We start from the raw sequence: 22,877 nt of genomic DNA on the forward strand, positions 1-22,877 counted from the left end.
GTCTGCCCGCATGCCAGTCCATCAACCGCGTACCGACTGCGAAGCTATCGGAACATCCCAACTGTGGCCGCTGCCAGCAGCCCTTGTTCACGGGCGAGCCCCGCGAGTTGACCGGCGTGCTCGGCCACGAAATCGCGCATATTGCGAACGAGGATTTGCGTGTCATGGGCCTGGCCGATTCCATCAGCCGGCTCACCCATCTTCTGGCCTTGTTGGGGCAAATCATGCTCCTCTTCAGCCTGCTGGCCTTGCTGTGGGGCACAGTCGCTATCCAGTGGCCGGCGCTGCTGTTGCTGGCCGTTTCGCCGCAGCTCGCGCTGCTGGGTTTGTCGCGGGTGCACGAATTCGACGCCGACCGGCTCACCGCCGAATTGACCGGCGACCCACAGGGATTGGCTTTGGCGCTCGCCAAGATCGAGCGGGAGAGTCGCGCCTGGCTGCTGCCCGGATGGGGCAACCCGGAACCCTCCTGGTTGCGCACGCATCCGGCGACGACAGAGCGCATCCAACGCTTGCGGGAATTGGCTGATTCGATGGCACCGCAACCGCTTCATTCCAGCCCATTTCTGCCGGACATCCCCTTGGCGCCACGCCCACCGCGTTGGCGCGCCAGCGGTGTCTGGTGCTGATTTCAACAAGGAGAATGGCATGACCTACCCCGACCTCAACAGCCGCCCGGCGCCGGACCGATTCATCCGGCGCTGGCTCGTCATCACTGGCTGCATCGCCGCACTCATGCTGCTGTGGCAGTTCTTGCCTGCCATCGAAGCCTGGTTCAGTCCGCGCGAAGCGGCCGAGCGCACGGTGACACCGCGTGGTGATCTGGCGGCAGACGAGCAGACCACCATCCAACTGTTCGAGAAATCGCGCGGGTCGGTGGTTTACATCACCACGGCGCAACTGGTGCGTGACGTCTGGTCGCGCAATGTCTTTTCCGTGCCGCGCGGCACCGGCTCCGGCTTCATCTGGGACGATGCCGGCCACGTGGTGACCAACTTCCACGTCATCCAGGGGGCATCGTCTGCCACGGTCAAACTGGCCGACGGTCGCGATTATCAGGCTGCGCTGGTGGGCGCCAGCCCCGAGCACGACATCGCCGTGCTCAAGATCGGCGTCGGCTTCAAGCGCCCGCCCGCTGTGCCGGTGGGCACCAGTGCCGACCTCAAGGTCGGGCAGAAAGTGTTCGCTATCGGCAATCCCTTCGGATTGGACTGGACGCTCACCACCGGCATCGTCTCGGCGCTCGACCGCACCCTCGACGGCGAAGGGGGCGGGCCTGCCATCGATCACCTGATCCAGACCGACGCCGCTATCAACCCCGGCAACTCCGGCGGCCCGCTGCTCGATTCGGCCGGGCGGCTGATCGGCATCAACACCGCCATCTATAGCCCTTCGGGCGCGTCCGCTGGCATCGGTTTCGCTGTGCCGGTGGATACCGTCATGCGCGTGGTGCCGCAACTCATAAAGACCGGCAAGTACATCCGTCCGGCGCTGGGCATCGAGGTGGATGAGCAGCTCAACGCGCGTCTGCAGGCGCTGACCGGTAGTAAGGGCGTATTCGTATTGCGCGTGACGCCGGGCTCGGTGGCGCACAGGGCCGGGCTCGTCGGCATCAAGGTCACCGCAGGCGGCATCGTGCCCGGCGATCGCGTTATCAGCATCGACGGTATCGCCGTCGACGACGTCACCACATTACAGGCCCGGCTAGACGACAAGAACGTTGGAGATGTTGTGGTCTTGTTAGTGGAGCGGGCCGGCAAGACTCGCGAGATGCTTGTGGAACTACAACCGGGAGTTTGATGGAAAGTGGGTCATGGATCTGCACAGCGAAGCAGTCAAGCTGTTTTTGAGTAATAAAGTTAAATACTAGGTAATAAATAATCATACTTAGTAATAAAGTTTCATACGAATTTTCAAAATAAAGAAAATATATTCATTATTTTCAGTATTTTGTAATTTTGGTATGAAACTTTTTTTATTTTGATAGAATTAAATTTAGACTAGCCCTGCCTATAGTATGATACTTTAATAAATACAATATAATTTTGGAACCAATAAAAACAAATACTTATGCACAACAAAGGATGAAACTTTATTACTCTCATATAGGTGTTTATTCTTCCTATACTCGACCGGATGTTGTGGCGACCTGCAAAAGACCGACACCGAAGATCAGCCGCCGCAGCTCCATCAGCTTGCCAAGCGAGAATTCCAGCCCCAGCATGAACAGCAACAAGATCACGCCCAATTCACCGATAGCGCCAAGGGTTGCTTCACCATCAATAAGCTCGAGACCGTGCGGGCCCAAAGCCATGCCTGCAAGCAAAAACCCAACGATCGAAGGAACACCTAAACGGGAGCATATGGCAACGGCAATGAATGCGCCCGAAATCAGGGTCGCACCCGCAATCAGGAATTCGGCGGTTCCATGCATCGACTTCAGCCCCTTCGCCCGGATACTGTCGTTCCAATCCACGCCGGCGGATCAGAGGCTGGAAAGGACTCGATGGCAGCCTCCAGAACTGGATCGAGAAACTCAGCCTCCGATTTCTGCGGCGTTCCCGTGTTTTCGGATGCGCCGTATCCTTTTGGGAGGTGATGCTCCGACATCGTCGGTTGCCCCATCTGAACCCACCCTTCCTTGGAAGTATCGACCCCGCGATAAAGCTGATGACTGCTTGTGCCCGCCCAAGGGTTTGGTCCGATGCGCCGCGGACGATCTTCACGCACGATATAGCGCCAATCGTTCTTGAGGGCATAGTCGACAGCGCTGTCGCGATCTGGAAATGTCATCCTGATAGGCCGGTAAGGATCCTGAGACGTCGTCCATCCCATCAAGGGCTCAAGGTTCTGCGGGCGTGACGGTTCGAACTCCAGAACCCAGTGTCGGGATCGTGGCGCGGACGTGGCGGCCGCGCGCGGGTCGGTAAATGATGGCGGTTGGCACATCATGAGAACGAAGGTTGGTTCCGGGAATTGTTGGTGCGAATGGCGGGCGGTTATGTCCTTGCATCATCTTTCGAATCTCCTTTCTTCTGTTTATTGTTGGCTGCATTTGCGTCTGGCTTGGACTTTGAGTGCTCGATGTCGTCCAGCCGCTCGATCTTGCGTGAGTTCGCCATGATCGTTTCTACAGCCGACCGAAGCGCTTCAGGGTCGTTGTCGCTGCTGATGTCCGAACGCATCGCAATCGTGACTTCAGCTACGGCATGCATCACCTGTTCTGCGTCATTGCCGTTCAACTGGCCATCCTCAAGTCCATCAACAAGCAGATCAAGAACGCGTCGGAACGCTTCGACAACTGGCGCGCTGCCGACAACGGCAAGCTTGTGGCTGATGACCCTGAGTTCATCAATGAGCGCAAAATCATGACGTTCACGCTCCACGATTTCAGCAACCTTTTCGATGACGCGCATATATGTGTCATGCTTTTGTTGAAAAAGAAGAACTTGCCCTTCTTTTCTTAACTCAAGCTCAGTCTGGCGATTGAGGAGCACAGCTGTCAGATAGATAGTGGCAGCTGCACCCAGGAACACTAGGATCATCTCTTGGGCAAAAGGAACGTTTTCACCAACAAAGTATAAGCCGCGGTAGGCTGCGTAACCTACGCCCACTAAAACAATGGAAATTACCAGGTAGGCGACGTCCCTGCCGCGAAAGCTCGTCTTTACCGGTGGCTTCATGGGTTGGCCTTTCTTAATCATGGCTGTCGTTGCCTAGCGAACGGGTGTCAGGGGCAGGTTCGGTCTCCTTTTCGGGCCGCAAGAGAATAGGGGTTGGTCCAGAGCCAAATACATTGAACCCATCCCGCAGACAGCGCTCGAAAATCGTTTCATCCCAGTTCGAGAAATCTCTTTCCACTTCATATGTATATTTTGGCCGTGTCATTGGGCACCAGCCGGAGCTTCGATCCGAAAGGCAGGGGCTTTTCCATCCTTGTCCTGGCCGGCATAAAGCGTCAGATGCGGATAAGGGATTTCGATGCCAAGTTCGTCGAAGCGCTGTTTTATCCTGTGCAGATATTCGCGCCGGATTGACCATTGCTCACCTGGCAAGACCTTGAGGCGAAGACGCAGGATAACCGAAGAGTCACCCAACGTTTCGACCCCAAAGACCTCTGGCTCGGCTAATATTCTCGTTGACCAGGTTGTTTCCGAAGCTAGCTCACGGGCGACACTCTCCATAACGTTCAATGCCTCCTGAAGGTTTTCGCGATAGGCGACACCGACATCGATTACGGCCATCGAATAGTCCGTTGTCTTATTTGTCAGATTGGTGATGGCTCCGTTGGGCACATAGACCACGTCACCATTGAGTTGACGCAGGCGCACATAGCGCAACGTCATCTCTTCGACTTGGCCTGCCACACCGCCAATATCCACGATATCCCCGATGCGGAGTTGCCCTTCCAGCAACAAGACCAAACCCGAAAAATAGTCTTTTATCAGGCTCTGCGCAGCAAACCCCACTGCGATGCCGCTTACCCCCGCAGTCGTCAGGATCGGTGCCACAGAAATGCCAAGGATTGAGAGGGAAATGGTCACGGCCAAGGCCCACACGACCAGCCGACTGACGAAACGGATCAGACGAAAAGATGTTTCAATGCGTTTGACCTCATCTGCAGATCTCTTGGAAGTGCGGGTTCTTTTGCTGATGCGTGTGATGGCCCGCGAAAGCACTGCGGACACGAGCCACGCCACGGTCATGACGAGCACAATCTGTGCAACTGTTTGGGAAACGGAAATAAGGCCGGATAGGAGCTCTGCCTGTGTGACCTGCAAATTCAAAAAATTCATTTATATGCACTCCCTATTATTCTGCAACGAAAGGTCGGCTGGCGCAGCGCTGCTTCTCTTTTTTTAAAGGCAGCCAGGTCCTGTGACGTGCCTGGCCGCCGTTCTCGCGTTTTAAGTGGCTGTAGTTTCGGCCCCAGCGTGTCGTCCGAAGCGCTGACTTTCCGAAGCTTCAATGCCAACAGGATCATGGTTACACCGAAGATTGCGGCATAGACGCCCAACAACCAACCGAGGGCCATAATACTGCCTGCGGGTGTCGTGAACAAGACCCATGTGACGGCAGCGCCAAGCAAGATGGAAATGACACCGCTGAGGACGAGCAACCATTCCCCCTCGATTTCCTTACGGAGCCGAAAGGCCGCGACGATCTCCATCACGCCGGATGTGATCGACCAGAATGCAACCATCGTCCAGAGAAACACGGTTAACACGAGTGTCGCGACGAACGGGCTGACCAGGACGATAAGCCCGGTTGCGATGCCAAGGAGGCCGCTGAAGATCAACCAGCCCCAGCTTTCACCCTGACGCATGTTTTTATAGCCCGACCAAAGCCCCAGTACGCCATCCGCAAAGGAGTAGGCACCAAACACAATGGTCAGTGTTAGGACCGCTTCAGCGGGCATCAGCCATGCCAGGGCGGCAAGAATGACGGCAACGATGCCGCGCCACAGGAAAGCCTTCCAGTCGGCTTGGGAAACAAGTCTTGGAAAACCACACTCTGCGTTGTGATATGGTAGCTCATGAGAAGACCTGTTTGATGTACAACTGTTTGTTTTGCAACAACATTTTAGCACACAATAGGCCTTCTCATCCTTTGTGTGGTGAATAATTCAGGTTAGGAGTATGAGGGAGCAGAATCACCCGTTTTTCGGACCAAGTTTCCATGCCAAAATGGCAAACACTCCCTCCGGCCAATTTGACGGTGCCAAAAAGATTCGATTTGTCCCCAGGCGCATGGCTGCGGGAGACGCGCCGTGGCTTCTTGGCCGATGCTTTATCTTTCGAAATAGGCATGCTGGGGGTTCCACGTATCACTCGATGGTGCCTCAAGGGAATCATCCAACTGAGTTGTCGCTCTCCAGGAAACTGTCACCCCATGTCTTGGGAGACATCACCGCGATCGGGGGCAGGAGAAGCGGAATTTGGTTCACGCCGGATGGCATTCACCGTCAGCTCGACGAGCTACGGATCGACTTCGGCTTCTGCCAAACCATGGAGTTTAACGAGCTTTGGCCTCATGAGTACAGAGCGGTACTCGCCCAGAAGCGCTGGCGACAGCAGGTAAAGCAATGCCCTCGACAACATCGCATCCAGGACCGACGCTACCGGACTGTCGCCGGAATCCGCATCAGACCGGCGACCACGACATTCGTATCGACGACGAATACGGGTGGGTTCATTGCGAGCCCTCCTCCCTGTACCGCTGTCAGCAAAACACACTGGATCCCCGCGTTCGCGAAGATGACGACGCGTAAGTCAGCGCTATACCGGTCTGCCCCTGGTCTTGCGGCGCCGCAGCGATTGGCTGGCCCCGCGTTCGGCTCGGCGCGTGACCGCATTCCGGCGACGTGACGCTCTGCAATCATCCGTTTGCGCAGGATATTGGTTCTGGCGATACACCGTCCGCACGAAACGACAGATGGGATCGATTGACGCAGTGGGCGCTTGACCAGCACGCGGATGCGTGCCCGCGCGCTCTCGCGCACCTGCCAGTCGATGCTGACATTGGCCTTCACGCGCTCGACCCGCTCATGGGCGAGATTACACCACGTGCTCACAGGCGCCTGATCATAACGCCCAGTACAAGGTGACGCGAAAATTGAGCTGATAGTCGTCCTGGTCCGGCGTGACCGTTTTCAACGGGAACCCGGCGCTGAGCTCGCCCGTGAGCCATTGTGCATAACGAAACGATAGACCCATACCAGCACTCGCAAGATATTTGCCCCTGGAGCAAGCGCTCTATGCCCGTCAGCCCGTGGACTCCGATGCACTGGTCCACCACTCCGACCGAGGCTCGCAGTATGTGTCCATCCGCTACACGGAGCGCCTGGCTGAGATGGGCATCGAACCGTCGGTTGGAAGCCGTGGCGACAGCTACGACAACGCCCTGGCCGAGACTATCAACGGGCTGTACAAAGCGGAGCTGATTCATCGACGCGGCCCCTGGAAAACCCGGGAATCCGTCGAACTGGCCACGCTGCACTGGGTACACTGGTTCAACCACCATCGACTGTTGGAGCCCATCGGGTATATCCCGCCGGCGGAAGCAGGTTGTTTTCAATCGAGTGCAGAGGCGGACAAAGACTGCTACGGGTCGGCAGCAGCGACTGAGTGCTTCAGAATCGTGCAACCAGGCGATAAACTGTATAGAAAAACACAATATCGCAAGGACGCGGATCATGCCCCACGCGGCGGCGGCCAGGATGGCCAGCCGGGAGCGGGATGCTGGTCGTTACCAGCGTCACCGGCCCGAGCAAACCCTGCTCTATCAGATCGTCGACGAGTATTACCCGGCGCTCGCTGCCCATTTGGCTGAGCAGGGCAGGGAACTACCGAGTTATGTGGGGTAAGCGGATTAAATGGTTGATCTTACCTTTGCATGAGAGTGAGACAGACCGGCATCTCATCGGATTATCTGGTTGATGCTTCACCTACTGCTGGTGCATGTTTCCTTCGCTAATTCCAGCAAGAACCCCACACGCCTCAACTTCCCGGTCATCGTTGCAACTCGCTCTCAGTGAAACGAGTTGTTTCTCAAGCGCTTGCAGAGCGGTTATCTGCGACCGCACATGAGAGATGTGATCATCGAGCAAGGCGTTGACGGCGGTACAAGGCTGATGAGGGTCGTCCTGATAGCTCTGTAGTTCGTGAATCTCAGCCAGTGACAGGCCCAGGATTCTGCAGCGACGGATGAAGGCCAGCCCCTCACCATGCTTCTCGGTATAGACACGGTAACCGTTGTCCTGCCGATCAGGCGGCGGCAACAAGCCCTGCTGTTCATAGAAGCGGATCGTCTGTGTTTCGACCCCTACCAACTGCGCCAACTGACCAATGCGCATCAGCCTCCTCCCCAACGGATTCTTTACTCTATTGACCTTATAGTAGCTTTATAGTTTTAAATGGTACCACAACATTGTTCAAGTGGAGTCGTATCATGAGCAAATCCTGTGGTGGCGCCTGTGGCGGTGATGCAACGTCCGCAGCGGATACCGATATACAGGCCTCCTCCGAGGCGCCAGGGAGATGGGTCAGTGTTTATGCCGTGCCGAAGATGGACTGTCCATCAGAAGAACGAATGATTCGCCTAGCCCTGAACGGCTTTGAGGAGATTCGGGCGCTGTCCTTCGACTTGTCGAACCGCCGGCTGAAGGTCGTGCATGACGGCGAGGTCGAGCCCGTCACCTCGAAACTGAAGACCTTGGGGCTAGGCGCCTCGCTTCAGGAAACCGTCGCTGCAAATCCGGAGACCATCAAGGCCGCCGAGTTTTCGGCAGCTTCTGCTAAGCAAGAATCCGGGACCCTGCGCTGGTTGCTCGGCATCAATGCACTTCTGTTCGTGGTGGAAATGACTGCCGGTCTGATCGCCCAGTCCACCGGCCTGATTGGAGAATCCCTGGACAATTTTGCCGATGCGGCGGTGTACGGGCTTGCCCTTTATGCGGTTGGACATAGCGTGAAAATGCAGGTACGTGCCGCGCATCTTGCTGGTGTACTGCAACTGATCTTGGCTGTGGGCGTACTCATAGAGGTGGTGAGACGCTTTGTATTCGGTAGTGAGCCTGAATCGCTGGTGATGATGGCTATCGCATTCGTCGCATTGATTGCCAATACCAGTTGTCTGCTGCTCATATCCAAACATCGGGAGGGCGGGGCGCACATGAAGGCAAGCTGGATATTCTCGGCCAACGACGTGGTGATCAACCTGGGGGTCATCACCGCCGGCGCTCTGGTCGCGTGGACCGGGTCCAATTATCCGGATCTGATTATCGGCACCATCGCGGGGGTAATTGTACTTAACGGTGCTAGACGCATTCTGGCGCTCAAGGATTAAGCAATGTCCATTTTTGGCAAACATCTGTCACCGTACGCTCTGTTGTCCATATCGGGCCTGCTGGCAGCGTCTGATCAGGCCGTAAAATGGCTGGTGCAACAATCAATGGCATATGGCGAGTCTATTTCAGTGACCTCATACTTTAACTGGGTACACGTATGGAATACCGGTGCCGCATTCAGTCTTTTTGCGAATGGTGGAGGCTGGCAGCGCTACTTTTTTATCGGAATCGCGGTAGTGGTCTCGATTTTTCTGATCAAGCTGATCCTTGAAAATCGTCATAAAGGAGAAGCCATCGCTTACAGTCTTATCCTCGGTGGCGCCATGGGCAACCTGATTGACCGGGTCTTTCGCGGCTATGTTGTGGATTCCTTTGATTTCTATTGGCGAGACTGGCATTGGCCGGCCTTCAACCTGGCTGATATTGCAATTGTCCTCGGTGCCTTACTTTTAGTTTCCAGCAGCTTGTTGGGTAAAAAAGCAAACACCAATGCCGAGTCGGATGGATCTGACTGACACCTACGCCTATACAACACCATGACCGAACTTCCCGACAACATCCTTCACCTGCCGCAATACCAAGTACTGGGCTGCAAATCAACCGACGACGAAATGCACTTCCAGGTGGACGTGCCCGATCCCATCGCCTGCGAGGAATGCGGCGTGCAGGGTGAGTTCGTACGGTTCGGCAAGCGTGACGTTCCCTATCGTGATCTGCCCATCCACGGCAAGCGGGTCACTCTCTGGGTGGTCCGCCGCCGATACACCTGCCGGGCCTGCAAGACAACATTCAGGCCCCAGCTACCGGAGATGGTGGACGGATTCCGTATGACACTGCGGCTGCATGAGTACGTGGAGAAGGAATCCTTCAACCACCCCTACACCTTTGTGGCGGCACAGACCGGCCTGGACGAGAAGACGGTGCGCGACATCTTCAACGCCCGCGCCGAGTTGCTGGGGCGCTGGCACCGCTTCGAGACGCCCCGCATCCTGGGCATTGACGAGCTATACCTGAACAAGCGCTACCGCTGCATTCTGACCAACATTGAGGAGCGAACCCTGCTCGACCTGCTGGCCACCCGCCGCCAGGACGTGGTGACCAACTACCTGATGAAGCTGAAAGACCGGCAGAAGGTCGAGATCGTCAGCATGGACATGTGGAACCCCTACCGGGCAGCGGTCAAGGCTGTGCTGCCCCAGGCCCGTATCGTGGTCGATAAGTTCCATGTGGTGCGCATGGCCAACGATGCCCTAGAGAGAGTGCGCAAGGACCTCAGAAAGGAGCTGAAACCGTCCCAGAGCCGGACTCTCAAGGGAGACCGGAAAATCCTGCTGAAACGCGCTCACGAAGTCTCAGACCGGGAGCGCCTCATCATGGAGACCTGGACAGGCGCGTTCCCGCAACTGCTGGCCGCCTACGAGCACAAGGAGCGCTTCTACGGCATCTGGGACGCCACCACACGGCTCCAGGCAGAAGCCGCCCTGGACGAGTGGATAGCCACCATCCCGAAGGGCCAAAAGGAAGTCTGGAGCGATCTGGTCAGGGCAGTGGGAAACTGGCGCGAAGAGACCATGACCTACTTCGAGACGGACATGCCCGTCACCAACGCTTACACGGAGTCCATCAACCGACTGGCCAAGGACAAGAACCGTGAAGGGCGCGGTTACTCCTTCGAGGTGATGCGGGCACGAATGCTCTACACCACGAAGCACAAGAAGAAGGCACCGACTGCGAAGGTCTCTCCTTTCTACAAGAAAACCATCGGTTACGGACTGCCGGACTTCGCAGAGGAACTCAACTACGGAGTCGATCTATCAACCATCTGAGGGTGGTATCAGATTGATGGGGTGAAGGTGCCCCATCAACCATTAAATCCGTATACCCACTAAAGTCTACGTGTTAGATCAGACAACTGGCGAAGTGCGTATAGACGACTACTCTAATGATGCATCACAAGAAAGAACCAACCCAGAATCCAACCAGCCTCAAACCGCACAAGTAACGCCAGCAATCTTTGATGGATTAGCATCTGCGACAGCGACAATCGCTGCTGATTCCTCAATGATCCATGGTCTTGGAAGGACTGTAATTAGCTGTCCATTTGGTGGGCAAGAGGCTTTTGTATCAGGCTTCATGGCATCAACCGTCGCTCGCGATCCGGTTGCTGGTATCCGTGATGGCTTCATCACCCAAGACAATTTCCTCACTTCGGCTTCAGACGTCAATTTCAGTATCATTCGAATTCCAGGAGGGGCGAAGAATCCCCAAAATCGTACAACGATGGAAACGACTCATAATGGGTTTTGTGGCGATGAGCTATTCGTTCGTCAGCAGGTGGCCACATGGCCGCCACTACGGATTGATATTGTCATGGATGACACCGGCTCAATGGGGGATGAAATTGGAGGGTTAAAATCAGCGCTGACCAGCTTTATTAACTCCCGAAATTCCGATCCAACCCAGCCACAACGAGGGGTTTCCTACGAGCTTATCAGCTTCAAAGACAGCCCCCGTCTTCGCCTGGCGAACACCGAAGACACCGCGGCTGCAATCAATGCGGTTGGCTCATTGTCTGCTTCTGGCGGCGGAGACTGTCCTGAGGACGCGCTTGGAGGTCTTGGCCTTGCCCTGAACCGCCTTGAGGGAGATGAGAATTACGAAGGCAGCATTGTCCTCGCAACGGATGCATCCCCCCATAATGGCGATATCAGCGGACTAATCGCTCGGGCCCAGGCCGAAGGAATCCGGATAAATGTGCTGTTGACAGGGGACTGTGTTGCGGCCGCAAGCACCAGTAGCTCACGCACCGCAACTACAACCACAACCATATCTCCATTAGCAACACTCTCTGCACGGGAGGTTTTTTCTCGGATTGCTGAAGAAACCGATGGTGAGTATGTGTATGCGCCTGGCGGCACAGCAGAGGAATACGCTCAAGTGCTTGAAGACATGTTTGATTCTGCGCTATCAGGTGGGGACAGTGAGCCACCCGAAGTAACGGTCACAGTGACTCCTAATGAGCTTTGGCCGGTTAACCATAGAATGGTGCCTATCGGGGTCTCTGTCTCCGCAGTCGACGACAAAGATCCTAGTCCACTAATAGCGTTAGAAAGCATAACATCCAGTGAACCGGCTAACGGACAAGGTGACGGCAATACCGAGGAGGATATCCTGGTAGAGGAAGACGGCACCATTTACCTGCGCGCAGAACGAAGTGGCAACGGAGAAGGTCGGGTTTACACGATCACTTATCGCGCAACGGATGCAAACGGTAATGCTGGCTTCGGTTCTGCCGAAGTTCTCGTTCCGCATTCCAAGGGAAAATAAAGCCTTACCCGCAATGAACCTGCCGACCAGCATCAATTGGTCGGCAGGTCTTTCACCCTCAATACCTCAGGCAGCATCTTTATATTTCCCTTGTTATTCATGCAGTTACGCCAATTTTGGCGGATTTTTCACGTTTGTCTGCCAACCCTCTTGTTTGCCTTTTGATGGCGCATACCATTGCGTAGCAGGATCAAACCAAATGGCAATATTTCCGCGACTCATGAGTGCTCGGTTATATGCGGGCCAATTGGTTGTGCGGTAGATTTTGTGTAGGCTTCTTCATTTGAAAATTATATCGCTGAAAAACCCTTTACAGATAGGTTTGTGCAACAAAGCCCATTTTATGTATTTCATGACGAACAAATTAAAATTGCACATATATATATTGTATACTTAGAGTATACCCTAAAATTACATTTTAAAAGTTCTTAAAAACATGTACCATTTAAATGTTTTTTAATCATAAGTAACATGTAACTTTGGTATTAAAGATTTATAATTTACGAAATTGTTCATTTTTATCCAATTGGGGCGTAAAAAGTGAAAGGCCAAAAAGTAGGCTATGTGCGAGTGAGTTCGGTCGAGCAAAATACGGGACGTCAACTTGAGGGAATTGAAGTCGACCGGATTTTTGTTGACCGTGCTTCAGGTAAAAATACCGACCGACCGAAATTTCAGGAAATGTTGAATTATGTCCGGGAAGGAGACCGGGTGATAGTACATTCCATGGATCGTTTTGCGCGAAGCTTAAAAGATTTGGTGACTGAAGTGGATAAACTGGTCAAACGAGGGATTGCCATCCAGTTTGTAAAAGAAAATATTACTTTTACGGCCCAATCCACCCCGATGGATAATTTGATGCTGCAACTGATGGGTGCTTTTGCACAGTTTGAACGTGAGATCATTTTAGAGCGGCAAAAGGAAGGAATTAAACTTGCCTCTTCTCAAGGGAAGTACAAAGGCCGGGTACATAAATTGAAACCTGATCAGGCTGAAGCTTTGCGACAAGACTGGAAGGAAGGGAAGTACCCTTCAAAAATGGCATTAGGCCAGGCATTTGGAATTAGTCGCCAAGCGGTATATCGGTATTTAAAAGCCGGGAAATAACTCAATTGAAATTGGCGACTATATTTAGTTTAGCTTATGAAAATCGTGAAACGTTGATTAAATAATAAGTGCAGAAAGCAAAGAGTTACTAATTTTATACAATATAAGTTTTTGATTTATAATTAATTAACTCGATTGCAATCTAGCTTTTTCAGCAACGATTTATCTTTTTTAAAATAGTATTAATTTATTTTTTGAGAACAAACCTTAACAAAATTACAAGTTTGTAATTTTGTCGTCATTCGGATGTATATATTTACTCATTATTATAAGTAAAGATTTTTTTGGTCCAAGATATGATCAGATTCAATAATATGTACATGAAGATTATTTTAGTTATTTTTACTATAGTTTTTTCAACCAGTAGTTTTGCTGATGGGGGACTCCGTTTCTTAGAGAAAAATTTAGAAATAATTAACAAATAATTAACATAGTAATTTAAATTAAAAAGTGATTTATCAGGTGAATTTTAACTATATAAATAATTTATTTAATTTAATAAACCTTTCATAAATCATTTTTTGCTCAGTTCTATGTTGTAAATTCCAGCAATTATCATAGCCACGCGGCTGTTACTGAAGAGAATAGTAAGAAGCTAATATTTACTGTAGGTTTGACCACTACGTTTTAATCGTAGAAATTATAACCGTTTTTATTACTCAAAGTTTAACTTTTGTGATTATCTAAAAACACATAGCGGTCGAATGGCCATATTAACTGACTTAAAATCAGTCGCATACTTTAATGTAGCGGTTCTGATAGCACAAAAGTTCGCAGCATGAAAACGGAACCGGCATAATTGATTTATAGTGAACCCATACACTAAGCATAATGATTTAGAGGACGATAATCCCAATGAAAAAATTCCTTTTAGGAGCTGTTGCCGCATCTGTTTTGGCCTTTTCAGGCAATGCTATGGCCAATTTTGTGGCAGGTCAGGACTATCAGGTGGTTGCAAAACCAGTCAAAGTCGAAAAACCGGGCAGAATTGAGGTACGTGAATTCTTCTGGTACGGCTGTGGTCACTGTTTCGCGCTTGAACCACATATGCAGGGCTGGTTGAAAAAATTACCAAAAGATGTACGTTTTGTACGTACGCCGGCTGCAATGAATCCACTCTGGGAGCAGGCAGCGCGTGCTTATTATGTGTCTGAAGCATTGGGTGTGCGTCAAAAAGCACATTTACAATTATTCCATGATATTCATGATAAGCAACGTCCAATTTTAGAACAGGCGCAATTGGCCAAGTTCTATACCCGCTATGGTATTCCTGAAGCGAAATTTAACAGCACTTATAAATCTTTCCCGATCACTTCGAAAATTGCCCAAGCCAAAAATCTGGCTGCTCAGTATCAGTTAAGTGGTGTTCCGGCAGTGACCGTGAATGGTAAATATATTGTGCAGGGTAATGATGCCAAAGTCATTCAGGTGGTGAATTACCTGATCGAGAAAGAGCGTAAAGCCAAATAAGACGCGATTGATTATCTCTAAAAAAAACCTGCATCGAATCTGCAGGTTTTTTTATTTAAACTGGAGGAATGGTTATTTACGTCCTGACTGCCGGATCTGGTGTTTCTATCGGCGGGCGATACCAGTGTAAAATTCCTCGGAATAAGAGCTGCATCTGCAACACGCTTTGCGCTTTAAAGTAATGAATTTTCCTTTCTATTTCAACACGCAGAATTGCCGAGGCGCCCCGACGCTCTACAACAAACAAATTCTAATCTAAGATTTACATAAATAGACTGATAAAGTTTAAAAGGAATAAATATTAATTTAAACAACATGGAAATTCTTGTTAATTTCAACAGAAATATGAACAATCTCTTCATGAATTGACAAAGCTTTACGAACTACCTCTGCTGTTAAGGAGTCATTAACTGTATTTAGGGATAAAATACATGAAAATTTACTTCTACCTACTTTCCAGACATGCAGATCAGTAATCGTAATTTGGTTATCTAATTCCTCTACAACTTCCTGAATCTCCTTTACTACAGGATGTTCCATCTCTGCATCAAGCAATGTTTTACCTGTTTCTCTAATCAATCCCCAAGACCATTGTGCTACAAGCACTGCACCTACGATCCCTAGAATTGCATCTAAAAAATCCCATCCAAAATACTTCCCTGCGAAAAGTGCAATAATCGCTAATACAGAAGTTACTGCATCTGCTACTACATGAAGAAAAGCGGCTTTCTGGTTTAAGTCATGGTCATCATGAGAGTGATGATGGTGGTGGTGACCATTTTCACGTAGTAACCAGGCACAAATAAAATTAACGATCAAGCCAACAATCGCAATTGAAATTGCCTCGTTGTAGTGAATATTCACAGGATTGAATAAACGTTCTATCGATTGAACACCCATGAATACAGCAACAACCATCAATAAAATGGCACTCGAATATCCAGCTAAGATTTCTATCTTCCATGTACCGAAACAGAATCTCTGATCACGAGCATATTTTCGAGCCATTTTATAGGCAAAATAAGCTAAGCCCAATGCCAACATATGAGAACTCATATGCCATCCATCAGCCAATAAAGCCATGGAATTAAAGAACCATCCTCCAAAAATTTCAAACACCATCATTACACCAGTGAGGATGGTTGCGATTAAAATTTTCTTTTGTGCTAAAGGATTTCCTTCGTCAAATTGATGCGAATGGTCACTTTTAACATTATTTAGATATTACATTTTATTGCACCACAATTAATACTCCCCCATAGTATATGTTCTTGAGGTTGAATAGTATGTCTCACTTAAATCAGAACAAAAAAATTTTAAATCGGATTAGACGAATTCAAGGTCAAACTAATGCCCTTGAACAGAATATTTTAAATTCTGAAAATTCTTGTATTGAGGTATTACAGCAAGTTGCAGCAATTAAAGGTGCGATAAATGGCTTAATGAATGAGTTAATAGAACTTCATCTTAGAGAACATGTACTCGGTGATACTGAGGAAATAAAGGAAAAAGAACTGAATGAATTTTTAGCTTTAGTTAAACGCTACTTATAACTTTAAAGCACAGTCTTTTAAATAAAAAAACTGTGTGCGCACCTATTAATGACAGTGGTAATCACCAGTTTTACTGTTGGTATGACAACCCTGTGAGTTCGTTCCCCCAGAATGAGCATTCGCATAGGTAAATGACATGCCTATAAAGCATATTAATAAAATTCTTTTCATCTTAATCCCTCTCAAATAATTAGAATATCAACTGTATGATATTTAATAAAAGCCAACATGGCTTAGACTATTTCCAAATATATAAAGTAAAGCCAACAAAACTTTAAATGTATATAAAAAATGGTTAAATAATTGCAAGGGGGGCTTTAAAACGTTTTAATCGTAAAGCATTTCCTAGTACAAATATTGACGAGAGAGCCATTGCACCAGCAGCAAATACAGGAGAAAGTAGCAGTCCAAATTGCGGATAAAGTACACCTGCTGCAATAGGAATCAGAGCTGCATTGTAAACAAATGCCCAAAATAAATTTTCACGAATATTGGTTATAGTCGCTTTGCTTAAAGCGATAGCATTCGGCACTCCTTTCAGGTTGCCAGACATCAAAACCACATCAGCAGCTTCAATAGCTACGTCTGTACCTGTACCTATCGCTAAACCAATATCTGCTTCTGCAAGTGCAGGGGCATCATTAATGCCATCTCCAACATATGCGAGTTTACCATATTGATTTTTTAATTTTTTAACGGCCTCTATTTTACCTTCAGGTAAGACTTCTGCAATAACCTCATCAATACCTAGTTTTTTTGCAATCGCTTGAGCTGTATGACGGTTATCACCTGTAATCATGGCAACCTTTAAACCTAACTGATGTAACGCTTCAATTGCAGCAAATGTTGATTCTTTAATTGGATCTGCTACAGCAATAATGGCAGCAAGTTTCTGGTCAATCGCAACATAGAGAGGGGTTTTTCCTTCTTCTCCCAAACGATCCGAAAATTGAGAAAAAACATTAGGATTCAAACTTAGTTTTTCCATATATCGATCTGCACCAATATGAACCAAATGCTCAGAAACCTTCGCTTCTATTCCGTAGCCAGTCACTGATTTAAAATCAGCAATAGGAGACAGGATTAATTCCTTATCTATAGCTGCTTGTACAATTGCTCGAGCAATAGGGTGCTCAGACTTTGATTCAACGGCTGCCATCAGTGAAAGTACGGCATTGTATTCAAAACCTTCTAAGACATGCAGATCGGTTAAAACTGGTTTCCCTTCAGTCAGAGTCCCTGTTTTATCAACTGCAACCACTTTAGTTTCTTTGAGCAGCTGTAAAGCTTCACCTTTACGAAATAAAACCCCCATTTCAGCACCACGCCCAGTTCCCACCATGATTGATGTAGGCGTTGCAAGTCCCATCGCACAAGGACATGCAATAATGAGTACAGCAACCGCGTTCACTAAACTAAAAGTTAGGGCTGGTTCAGGGCCGAAGATAAACCACGTAAGAAAAGTTAAAAGAGAGAGACCCATTACTACAGGTACAAACCACATGGTAATTTTATCAACCAATGCCTGAATAGGCAGCTTGGAACCCTGTGCCTGTTCAACCATTCGGATGATTTGAGAAAGCACTGATGAACTACCAACAGAGGTGGCTTTGATATTTAAGCTGCCACTTTGGTTAATTGTTCCTCCTACCACAGTAGAGCCTATCGTTTTTTCAACGGGCATAGGCTCGCCAGTAATCATGGATTCATCAATAAAACTTTGGCCGTGAATAACTTCACCATCGACAGGGATACGCTCACCTGGTCTAATCTCTACAATCGTTCCTGTTTGAACTTCGGCAATCGGAACTTCTATCACCTGATTATTGAGCTGTATTCTGGCAACTTTAGGCTGCATTCCAACTAGATGTTGAATTGCTAAAGACGTTCGGCCTTTTGCCTTGGCTTCAAAAAATCTACCTAATAGAATTAAAGTGATAATAACCGCTGCAGCTTCATAATAAACATTGACCGTGCCTTGTGGCAGGACACTTGGAAAGAAAGTAGCAACCACTGAATAAAGATAAGCAGCCAATGTTCCTACAGCCACCAAGGAATTCATGTCTGGTGCTAAGCGGAATAAACTTGGGATGCCCTTTTTGAAGAAGCGTCGGCCTGGAAAAATTAATGCTACTGTGGTCAAGAAAAATTGCATTAACCAGCTATTTTGTTGGCCAATGTTATCCATCATAAACGTATGAAAGGCGGGAATCAGGTGTGATCCCATTTCTAAAATAAAAACGGGTAGAGTCAATAAGACTGACAAAATTAAATCTTTTTTAAGTTTTTCTAATTCAATATTCTTTTTATCTTGAAAGCTTTCCGTAGTTTGATGAACTGACTTTGCTTCAAACCCTGCTTTGGTGACAGCCTGAATTAACGAGTCACGAGTGACAGATGAGCTTGCCTGAATAGTCGCTTTTTCAGTAGCCAGATTTACATGAGCTGATTCCACACCCTCAACAGATTTTAAGGCCTTTTCTACTCGACCTACACAAGAAGCACATGACATACCCTCAATCGTAAGCTCTATTGGTTGCAGCGCTTCCACTTCGTAGCCTGCTTTTTCTACGGCTTTAATTAAAGTAGCGCGATCAAGTGGTTGATGCGCATAAATGACTGCTTTTTCGGTAGCCAGATTTACATGAGCCGATTCAACACCCTCAACAGATTTTAAAGCTTTTTCCACACGGCCTACACAAGAAGCACATGTCATCCCCTCAATCTCTAATGTTTCACTGTAGTGTGGCGTATCAGTCATTTCGGTACTCATATACGATCTCTATCATTTAGATATGCTGAGTTCTATATGCGAAGATCAGCTCGAACCAAGATTAGGGGGAATTCAGGGATTACTTTTATTTCAAGCAAGTACAGGTTTTATCTGTACGATGAGGAAAATAAGAGAGAGTAAAAGTGGTAAGGAATTCCCACTGTTACTCTAACAGAGATTAAGCAGGATCAGCTGTAAATCCACGCTCACTGAGAGTGGCAATGACTTGATCCTGACTCACCGTTGTGTTGATTTCAACAATACGGTTTTGTAAATCAATATCGAGTGAGGCATTCGAGTCGAGCTCTTTAATTGCGGTAGTAATGCCGCGTGCACAACCACCACAAGTCATATTAGCGATGTGAAATTTCATATGTTGCTCCTTTTTAACAAAACATTTGTTTAAAACATTAGAACAGTAACTCTAAACTTTCACCATACAACCAGCCTTTTTCTGAATCAGCTACTCGCTGTAACTTGGTCTGTTTACAACCTTACAGTTTTCTTCAGAGTATTCCAAAGAAGAGTGTTCTAATGACTACAGTAAAAGTACTTAACCAACATTAATGTGACTTTAAAATGACATTTTTGTCATCTACGATCACTCTGAAATTTATAAGATTAGTTATTTCAATCAATGGTAGTGAACTGAATAGATGAGACCGTTATGGGTTGAAGATAAGCTAAAAACCGGTGACTACCTTTATGTATAATGCCTCATGATGCGATTTTACTGTTCTGATTGTCGTAAGTTGACAGTCCAGTAGAAACTTTATTGCTCAGCTACAAAAGATAAATGCAGTAATGTTAAATTTCCTCAATTCCCTTATTTTGAAATTCTCTTATTCAATACCCACGACAGTGGTTATATAGCCTGTTGTTAATAGAATTGATAGACCTAATAACATCTCAAATAAAATGGCATGACTAAGGTGTTTAGCGAATTTAGGATGTTGAAGACGCGGGGTGAAATACCATTTGTTGAAGGCAGCTAAAAGTAGAATACCTATAACAAAAAACATTTTAACCATGAAACCATAGCCATATGCAGTATTGATTAAGGTATTAAAATCTTTAATTAAAAGAAGAGCTACACTAGCGCCACAGGCGATTAATATCCCAACAATGAAAGCAGCAATACGTCCAAATACATGCATGCGATCTTTTAAAGGTAAACCACTTATTTCCCGGCTGGTTTTCCATAACGGATATAAAGACCCCATCCATAACGACATAACTAGAATATGGATTGATAATAAAATTTGAGCAAGTAAGGTTAAATTAGCGACATGTCCGAGCTGGGAAAAACTAAAAATAATCGGGATAAGTAAAATACAAAATATTGAACTTTCAATTATAGAAAAATGACCTTTGTTCCTGTTAAGTTTAACCACCATGAGAAGAAGTAAAAGAGCAAAACTAATAGAACGAAGAACGTATATATACCCCGTCGGAGTATTAACCAATATATTAATATACGTGGGGTCCACCATCCCTGTAATACCAGTATTGGCAAAACTACCAATCAGAATAAAAAATCCCAAGGTACTGGAAATTAGGCCTAATCCAGCGCCAATTGTAATATATTTAAGAATCGATTCTTTTAGTTCAAGATATTGTCTAAGTAAAAAATAGCAAAAGGCTCCACCAACGACAAAAGCTACACTTAAATATAAAATAACCTTAGTTAACCAAGTGGCCCACATCCAATATTCAGAAATCATTATTTTTGTCCATTCTAGAACAACATGCCAGCACCTCACTGACATGTTGAAAGGTAATCAATTCTTATTTAGTTGATTTGATAGTGAAACTATATTCACCATTCATGTTGTGACCATCTTTCCCCATTGTTGTCCAGACAACGGTATATTTACCTTTTTTCAGTTTCGGAAGAGCGACATCAAAGGATTTCTTTAAGTCATGAGTAACTTTATATTTTAAAGGAACATCTCTTCGCTGAGCATCCAGTAACTTAATATTCATCAACATAACCTCTGCACCAAAGTTAAGGGTCAAGTTCTTTGGTTGACTAAGGATAGATGCATTTTCCGCAGGAATCGCACTCACTAAACTCACATGAGCGAACGTAGTTGTAGTAGCCACAATCATCGTTGCAGCTACTACAACATTACGTAGAGCAGTCATTTTATTTTGAAATAATTTCATTTACGTTTCCTCTTGATTCGTTAGTTCATTAGAGATGACTTTATAAAATCTATATTTAATGAGACCACATCATCTCCTCTTATATTTCAATTATTAGTGAGAGACAGAAACATAGCGATGACTTCAAAATTACATTTTTGTCATTTTTAAAATTTAAAATCTTTAACTATTAAAATAATCTTATTGAAAAATAATGATCATTTAACAAACAAATTATGTAGGTGGTTGATTTATGAAATGTAGTAATCATTTTGTCTAAGAAAATAGTAGCTATTTAATTTTTTATATTTTAGTTTAAATATAAACATGTTATGTTTAATTTGATCTAATATAAATTTGTGGGCTAAGCACATGACTCAAACACGTCCAAGAATGACCAAATTATTTGAACAGCTTGGTTTAGCTTCTACTGAAGAAGCAATTGCAAAATTCATAGAGAGCCATCAGCTAGCTGGAGATGTTTTTTTAACACAAGCAATTTTTTGGACTGATGCTCAACGTCATTTTTTAGAAGAAAAACTACACTCTGATGGTGAATGGACGACAGTGATTGATCAATTAAATGAGTCTTTACATGAAAATTCAGTAAAATAATTTTCCGTTAGTATTAAGGATCTACATTCTTCCCTGCATTGAATACAACTCATTCATACAGTAGTACTGTTTTGGAGATGGAATCTCTATTATATAAGTAGTAGATTCCTTACTCTGAAATTTGGATTATAAACCCTAATATTAAAAATAATCTTCTTTACCTTCTATCTAATAAATATACCAATAAGTTTAATAATTAAATTATCCACCCTTTTTTCTATAAAAAACTATTTTGATCAACTGTATTTTTTCTTTAAAGGAATAACAGTGTAAATTACATTAAGAATGTGTCTCTAACTAGCCTTGGAGTCATCTAATCATTTCATTTTTATTTTTTTTAAGCACATAAAATCATAACAACTTTAATAGTTTTAAAAGATTAATATTAAATAAAATTTTTGTCATCTCAGCATAGACTATATATTTCGAGAAGATCTCAAAATTACATTTTTGTCATTTTTAAAAATAATTAATTAATAGTGCTAAAATTTTTAAGAGAGACAGAGAATAACCAAAAATTTCATCAGTTTAGTAGTCAAATTCCTAGACTCTGTTCAGTACTAAAACATAGCTTTTACTTCCAAATTATTTAAAGGAAAAAATTATGATGAAATTCAAAAACATTTTTTTGGGCTTATGTATCGCAGCCGCGTCATTGAATACATTTGCACAGCAATCCGATGAACACAAAGATCACCATCCTGAAAAAACAGCACCATCTGCAGTAACAATTAAGCAAACAGTTACCAGCACCACTGCTACAGATAAAATGGCTGCAATGGACCAGCACATGAAAGCAATGCAAGCCATGCATGCAAAGATGATGGCTGCAAAAAACCCTCAAGAACGTCAAAAACTTATGGCTGAGCACATGAAACTCATGCAAGGAGGTATGAGCATGATGAAACAGATGAGCGGCCAAAGCATGAATGCAAATATGGCTGACCGTCAGCAAATGATGGAAAAACGTATGGACATGATGCAATCCATGATGCAGATGATGATGGACTGTATGCCTCCCTCCACAACTAAATAA

Annotated in this window: 21 protein-coding genes and 8 pseudogenes; 14 read left to right on the forward strand and 15 right to left on the reverse strand. The window is 46.6% G+C overall.

The window, feature by feature from the left end; genetic code table 11:
- Positions 1 to 2 precede the first annotated feature (2 nt).
- Positions 3 to 629 (forward strand): annotated as a pseudogene (locus PYW33_RS16105) (M48 family metalloprotease); the annotation flags it as partial.
- A gap of 19 nt (positions 630 to 648) precedes the next feature.
- Complete coding sequence (locus PYW33_RS16110) at positions 649 to 1,800, forward strand: S1C family serine protease (protein WP_004637115.1); 1,152 nt, start codon at positions 649 to 651, stop codon at positions 1,798 to 1,800.
- Between the two features lie 322 nt (positions 1,801 to 2,122).
- Here the strand turns inward: PYW33_RS16110 and PYW33_RS16115 are convergent, their stop codons facing one another.
- The 6 genes and pseudogenes from PYW33_RS16115 to PYW33_RS16970 form a co-directional block, all read right to left on the reverse strand.
- Complete coding sequence (locus PYW33_RS16115; protein WP_004637114.1) at positions 2,123 to 2,434, reverse strand: cation:proton antiporter domain-containing protein; 312 nt, start codon at positions 2,432 to 2,434, stop codon at positions 2,123 to 2,125.
- Between the two features lie 5 nt (positions 2,435 to 2,439).
- Positions 2,440 to 3,016: pseudogene (locus PYW33_RS16120) on the reverse strand (NADH dehydrogenase ubiquinone Fe-S protein 4).
- Entirely contained in the window at positions 3,000 to 3,704 is a 705-nt protein-coding gene (locus PYW33_RS16125; protein WP_004637112.1) for a hypothetical protein, read from the reverse strand. The pseudogene PYW33_RS16120 and the gene PYW33_RS16125 overlap by 17 nt, the downstream one beginning before the upstream one ends.
- Before the next feature lie 180 nt (positions 3,705 to 3,884).
- A complete protein-coding gene (locus PYW33_RS16130; RefSeq protein ID WP_004733146.1) occupies positions 3,885 to 4,796 on the reverse strand; it encodes a mechanosensitive ion channel family protein in 912 nt (303 codons plus the stop codon).
- Positions 4,793 to 5,590, reverse strand: a complete 798-nt coding sequence (locus PYW33_RS16135) for an HdeD family acid-resistance protein (protein ID WP_004642064.1) — start codon at positions 5,588 to 5,590, stop codon at positions 4,793 to 4,795. Before PYW33_RS16135 ends, PYW33_RS16130 begins: the two co-directional genes overlap by 4 nt.
- Positions 5,591 to 6,445: 855 nt before the next feature.
- Positions 6,446 to 6,556, reverse strand: a pseudogene (locus PYW33_RS16970) (type I restriction enzyme endonuclease domain-containing protein); the annotation flags it as partial.
- A 185-nt stretch (positions 6,557 to 6,741) separates the two neighbouring features.
- Here PYW33_RS16970 and PYW33_RS16145 point away from each other — a divergent pair.
- Both PYW33_RS16145 and PYW33_RS16150 read left to right on the forward strand, forming a co-directional pair.
- Positions 6,742 to 7,065, forward strand: a pseudogene (locus PYW33_RS16145) (integrase core domain-containing protein); the annotation flags it as partial.
- A gap of 130 nt (positions 7,066 to 7,195) precedes the next feature.
- The gene (locus tag PYW33_RS16150; protein ID WP_023278706.1) at positions 7,196 to 7,366 is read left to right on the forward strand and encodes a hypothetical protein; all 171 of its coding nucleotides are present in this window, start codon (positions 7,196 to 7,198) and stop codon (positions 7,364 to 7,366) included.
- An 81-nt stretch (positions 7,367 to 7,447) separates the two neighbouring features.
- Here PYW33_RS16150 and cadR read toward each other — a convergent pair whose 3' ends face one another.
- Positions 7,448 to 7,855, reverse strand: a complete 408-nt coding sequence (cadR, locus tag PYW33_RS16155) for a Cd(II)/Pb(II)-responsive transcriptional regulator (protein WP_004364961.1) — start codon at positions 7,853 to 7,855, stop codon at positions 7,448 to 7,450.
- Between the two features lie 95 nt (positions 7,856 to 7,950).
- On the opposite strand from cadR, the gene PYW33_RS16160 reads away from it, so the two are divergent.
- The 4 genes from PYW33_RS16160 (at position 7,951) to PYW33_RS16175 (ending at position 12,175) form a co-directional block, all read left to right on the forward strand.
- Positions 7,951 to 8,847, forward strand: a complete 897-nt coding sequence (locus PYW33_RS16160) for a cation efflux transmembrane domain-containing protein (RefSeq protein ID WP_016807180.1) — start codon at positions 7,951 to 7,953, stop codon at positions 8,845 to 8,847.
- A 60-nt stretch (positions 8,848 to 8,907) separates the two neighbouring features.
- Positions 8,908 to 9,363, forward strand: a complete 456-nt coding sequence (lspA, locus tag PYW33_RS16165; protein WP_228130100.1) for a signal peptidase II — start codon at positions 8,908 to 8,910, stop codon at positions 9,361 to 9,363.
- Positions 9,364 to 9,384: 21 nt separating this feature from the next.
- The gene (locus PYW33_RS16170) at positions 9,385 to 10,674 is read left to right on the forward strand and encodes an ISL3-like element ISPpu12 family transposase (RefSeq protein ID WP_000137810.1); all 1,290 of its coding nucleotides are present in this window, start codon (positions 9,385 to 9,387) and stop codon (positions 10,672 to 10,674) included.
- A 70-nt stretch (positions 10,675 to 10,744) separates the two neighbouring features.
- Entirely contained in the window at positions 10,745 to 12,175 is a 1,431-nt protein-coding gene (locus PYW33_RS16175) for a vWA domain-containing protein (protein WP_023278708.1), read from the forward strand.
- A 135-nt stretch (positions 12,176 to 12,310) separates the two neighbouring features.
- Here the strand turns inward: PYW33_RS16175 and PYW33_RS16180 are convergent.
- Positions 12,311 to 12,458, reverse strand: a pseudogene (locus tag PYW33_RS16180) (IS5/IS1182 family transposase); the annotation flags it as partial.
- A gap of 257 nt (positions 12,459 to 12,715) precedes the next feature.
- Here PYW33_RS16180 and PYW33_RS16185 point away from each other — a divergent pair.
- From PYW33_RS16185 to PYW33_RS16190, 3 genes and pseudogenes are all read left to right on the forward strand, one after another.
- On the forward strand, positions 12,716 to 13,282 hold the full coding sequence (locus tag PYW33_RS16185) for a recombinase family protein (protein ID WP_004812033.1): 567 nt from the start codon (positions 12,716 to 12,718) through the stop codon (positions 13,280 to 13,282).
- Positions 13,283 to 13,838: 556 nt separating this feature from the next.
- A pseudogene (locus PYW33_RS16975) lies at positions 13,839 to 13,960 on the forward strand (cation diffusion facilitator family transporter); the annotation flags it as partial.
- 177 nt (positions 13,961 to 14,137) lie between these two features.
- Positions 14,138 to 14,752, forward strand: a complete 615-nt coding sequence (locus PYW33_RS16190) for a thiol:disulfide interchange protein DsbA/DsbL (RefSeq protein WP_004281236.1) — start codon at positions 14,138 to 14,140, stop codon at positions 14,750 to 14,752.
- A gap of 76 nt (positions 14,753 to 14,828) precedes the next feature.
- On the opposite strand, the pseudogene PYW33_RS16980 reads toward PYW33_RS16190, so the two are convergent.
- Positions 14,829 to 14,930 (reverse strand): annotated as a pseudogene (locus tag PYW33_RS16980) (TetR family transcriptional regulator); the annotation flags it as partial.
- A gap of 128 nt (positions 14,931 to 15,058) precedes the next feature.
- Positions 15,059 to 15,958, reverse strand: a pseudogene (dmeF, locus tag PYW33_RS16195) (CDF family Co(II)/Ni(II) efflux transporter DmeF); the annotation flags it as partial.
- Positions 15,959 to 16,038: 80 nt separating this feature from the next.
- On the opposite strand from dmeF, the gene PYW33_RS16200 reads away from it, so the two are divergent.
- Entirely contained in the window at positions 16,039 to 16,305 is a 267-nt protein-coding gene (locus PYW33_RS16200; RefSeq protein ID WP_005248679.1) for a metal/formaldehyde-sensitive transcriptional repressor, read from the forward strand.
- A gap of 45 nt (positions 16,306 to 16,350) precedes the next feature.
- Here the strand turns inward: PYW33_RS16200 and PYW33_RS16205 are convergent, their stop codons facing one another.
- The 5 genes from PYW33_RS16205 to PYW33_RS16225 all read right to left on the reverse strand — a co-directional run bounded on the left by PYW33_RS16205 (position 16,351) and on the right by PYW33_RS16225 (position 21,247).
- On the reverse strand, positions 16,351 to 16,476 hold the full coding sequence (locus tag PYW33_RS16205) for a YHYH domain-containing protein (RefSeq protein ID WP_094148905.1): 126 nt from the start codon (positions 16,474 to 16,476) through the stop codon (positions 16,351 to 16,353).
- 124 nt (positions 16,477 to 16,600) lie between these two features.
- Positions 16,601 to 19,078, reverse strand: coding sequence for a heavy metal translocating P-type ATPase (locus PYW33_RS16210; protein ID WP_005093343.1), 2,478 nt, complete (start codon positions 19,076 to 19,078; stop codon positions 16,601 to 16,603).
- A 178-nt stretch (positions 19,079 to 19,256) separates the two neighbouring features.
- Positions 19,257 to 19,451 carry a heavy-metal-associated domain-containing protein gene (locus PYW33_RS16215; RefSeq protein WP_004281879.1) on the reverse strand — a complete coding sequence of 65 codons (195 nt, stop codon included), beginning with the start codon at positions 19,449 to 19,451 and terminating at the stop codon, positions 19,257 to 19,259.
- A 469-nt stretch (positions 19,452 to 19,920) separates the two neighbouring features.
- Positions 19,921 to 20,802, reverse strand: coding sequence for a copper resistance D family protein (locus tag PYW33_RS16220; protein WP_023278709.1), 882 nt, complete (start codon positions 20,800 to 20,802; stop codon positions 19,921 to 19,923).
- Between the two features lie 64 nt (positions 20,803 to 20,866).
- Positions 20,867 to 21,247, reverse strand: coding sequence for a copper resistance CopC family protein (locus PYW33_RS16225; protein WP_004681441.1), 381 nt, complete (start codon positions 21,245 to 21,247; stop codon positions 20,867 to 20,869).
- A gap of 351 nt (positions 21,248 to 21,598) precedes the next feature.
- On the opposite strand from PYW33_RS16225, the gene PYW33_RS16230 reads away from it, so the two are divergent.
- Positions 21,599 to 21,841 carry a DUF2789 family protein gene (locus tag PYW33_RS16230; protein ID WP_004281876.1) on the forward strand — a complete coding sequence of 81 codons (243 nt, stop codon included), beginning with the start codon at positions 21,599 to 21,601 and terminating at the stop codon, positions 21,839 to 21,841.
- Between the two features lie 604 nt (positions 21,842 to 22,445).
- Positions 22,446 to 22,877, forward strand: a complete 432-nt coding sequence (locus tag PYW33_RS16235) for a hypothetical protein (protein ID WP_004681444.1) — start codon at positions 22,446 to 22,448, stop codon at positions 22,875 to 22,877.

It is taken from the genome of Acinetobacter lwoffii, assembly GCF_029024105.1.
GTDB classification, from domain to species: domain Bacteria; phylum Pseudomonadota; class Gammaproteobacteria; order Pseudomonadales; family Moraxellaceae; genus Acinetobacter; species Acinetobacter lwoffii.

Coding starts and splice junctions, on each gene's coding strand:
- PYW33_RS16110 (WP_004637115.1), top strand. CDS start 649: ATGACCTACCCCGACCTCAACAGCCGCCCGGCGCCGGACCGATTCATC.
- PYW33_RS16115 (WP_004637114.1), bottom strand. CDS start 2,434: ATGCATGGAACCGCCGAATTCCTGATTGCGGGTGCGACCCTGATTTCG.
- PYW33_RS16125 (WP_004637112.1), bottom strand. CDS start 3,704: ATGATTAAGAAAGGCCAACCCATGAAGCCACCGGTAAAGACGAGCTTT.
- PYW33_RS16130 (WP_004733146.1), bottom strand. CDS start 4,796: ATGAATTTTTTGAATTTGCAGGTCACACAGGCAGAGCTCCTATCCGGC.
- PYW33_RS16150 (WP_023278706.1), top strand. CDS start 7,196: ATGCCCCACGCGGCGGCGGCCAGGATGGCCAGCCGGGAGCGGGATGCT.
- cadR (WP_004364961.1), bottom strand. CDS start 7,855: ATGCGCATTGGTCAGTTGGCGCAGTTGGTAGGGGTCGAAACACAGACG.
- PYW33_RS16160 (WP_016807180.1), top strand. CDS start 7,951: ATGAGCAAATCCTGTGGTGGCGCCTGTGGCGGTGATGCAACGTCCGCA.
- PYW33_RS16170 (WP_000137810.1), top strand. CDS start 9,385: ATGACCGAACTTCCCGACAACATCCTTCACCTGCCGCAATACCAAGTA.
- PYW33_RS16190 (WP_004281236.1), top strand. CDS start 14,138: ATGAAAAAATTCCTTTTAGGAGCTGTTGCCGCATCTGTTTTGGCCTTT.
- PYW33_RS16200 (WP_005248679.1), top strand. CDS start 16,039: ATGTCTCACTTAAATCAGAACAAAAAAATTTTAAATCGGATTAGACGA.
- PYW33_RS16205 (WP_094148905.1), bottom strand. CDS start 16,476: ATGAAAAGAATTTTATTAATATGCTTTATAGGCATGTCATTTACCTAT.
- PYW33_RS16210 (WP_005093343.1), bottom strand. CDS start 19,078: ATGAGTACCGAAATGACTGATACGCCACACTACAGTGAAACATTAGAG.
- PYW33_RS16215 (WP_004281879.1), bottom strand. CDS start 19,451: ATGAAATTTCACATCGCTAATATGACTTGTGGTGGTTGTGCACGCGGC.
- PYW33_RS16220 (WP_023278709.1), bottom strand. CDS start 20,802: ATGATTTCTGAATATTGGATGTGGGCCACTTGGTTAACTAAGGTTATT.
- PYW33_RS16225 (WP_004681441.1), bottom strand. CDS start 21,247: ATGAAATTATTTCAAAATAAAATGACTGCTCTACGTAATGTTGTAGTA.
- PYW33_RS16230 (WP_004281876.1), top strand. CDS start 21,599: ATGACTCAAACACGTCCAAGAATGACCAAATTATTTGAACAGCTTGGT.
- PYW33_RS16235 (WP_004681444.1), top strand. CDS start 22,446: ATGATGAAATTCAAAAACATTTTTTTGGGCTTATGTATCGCAGCCGCG.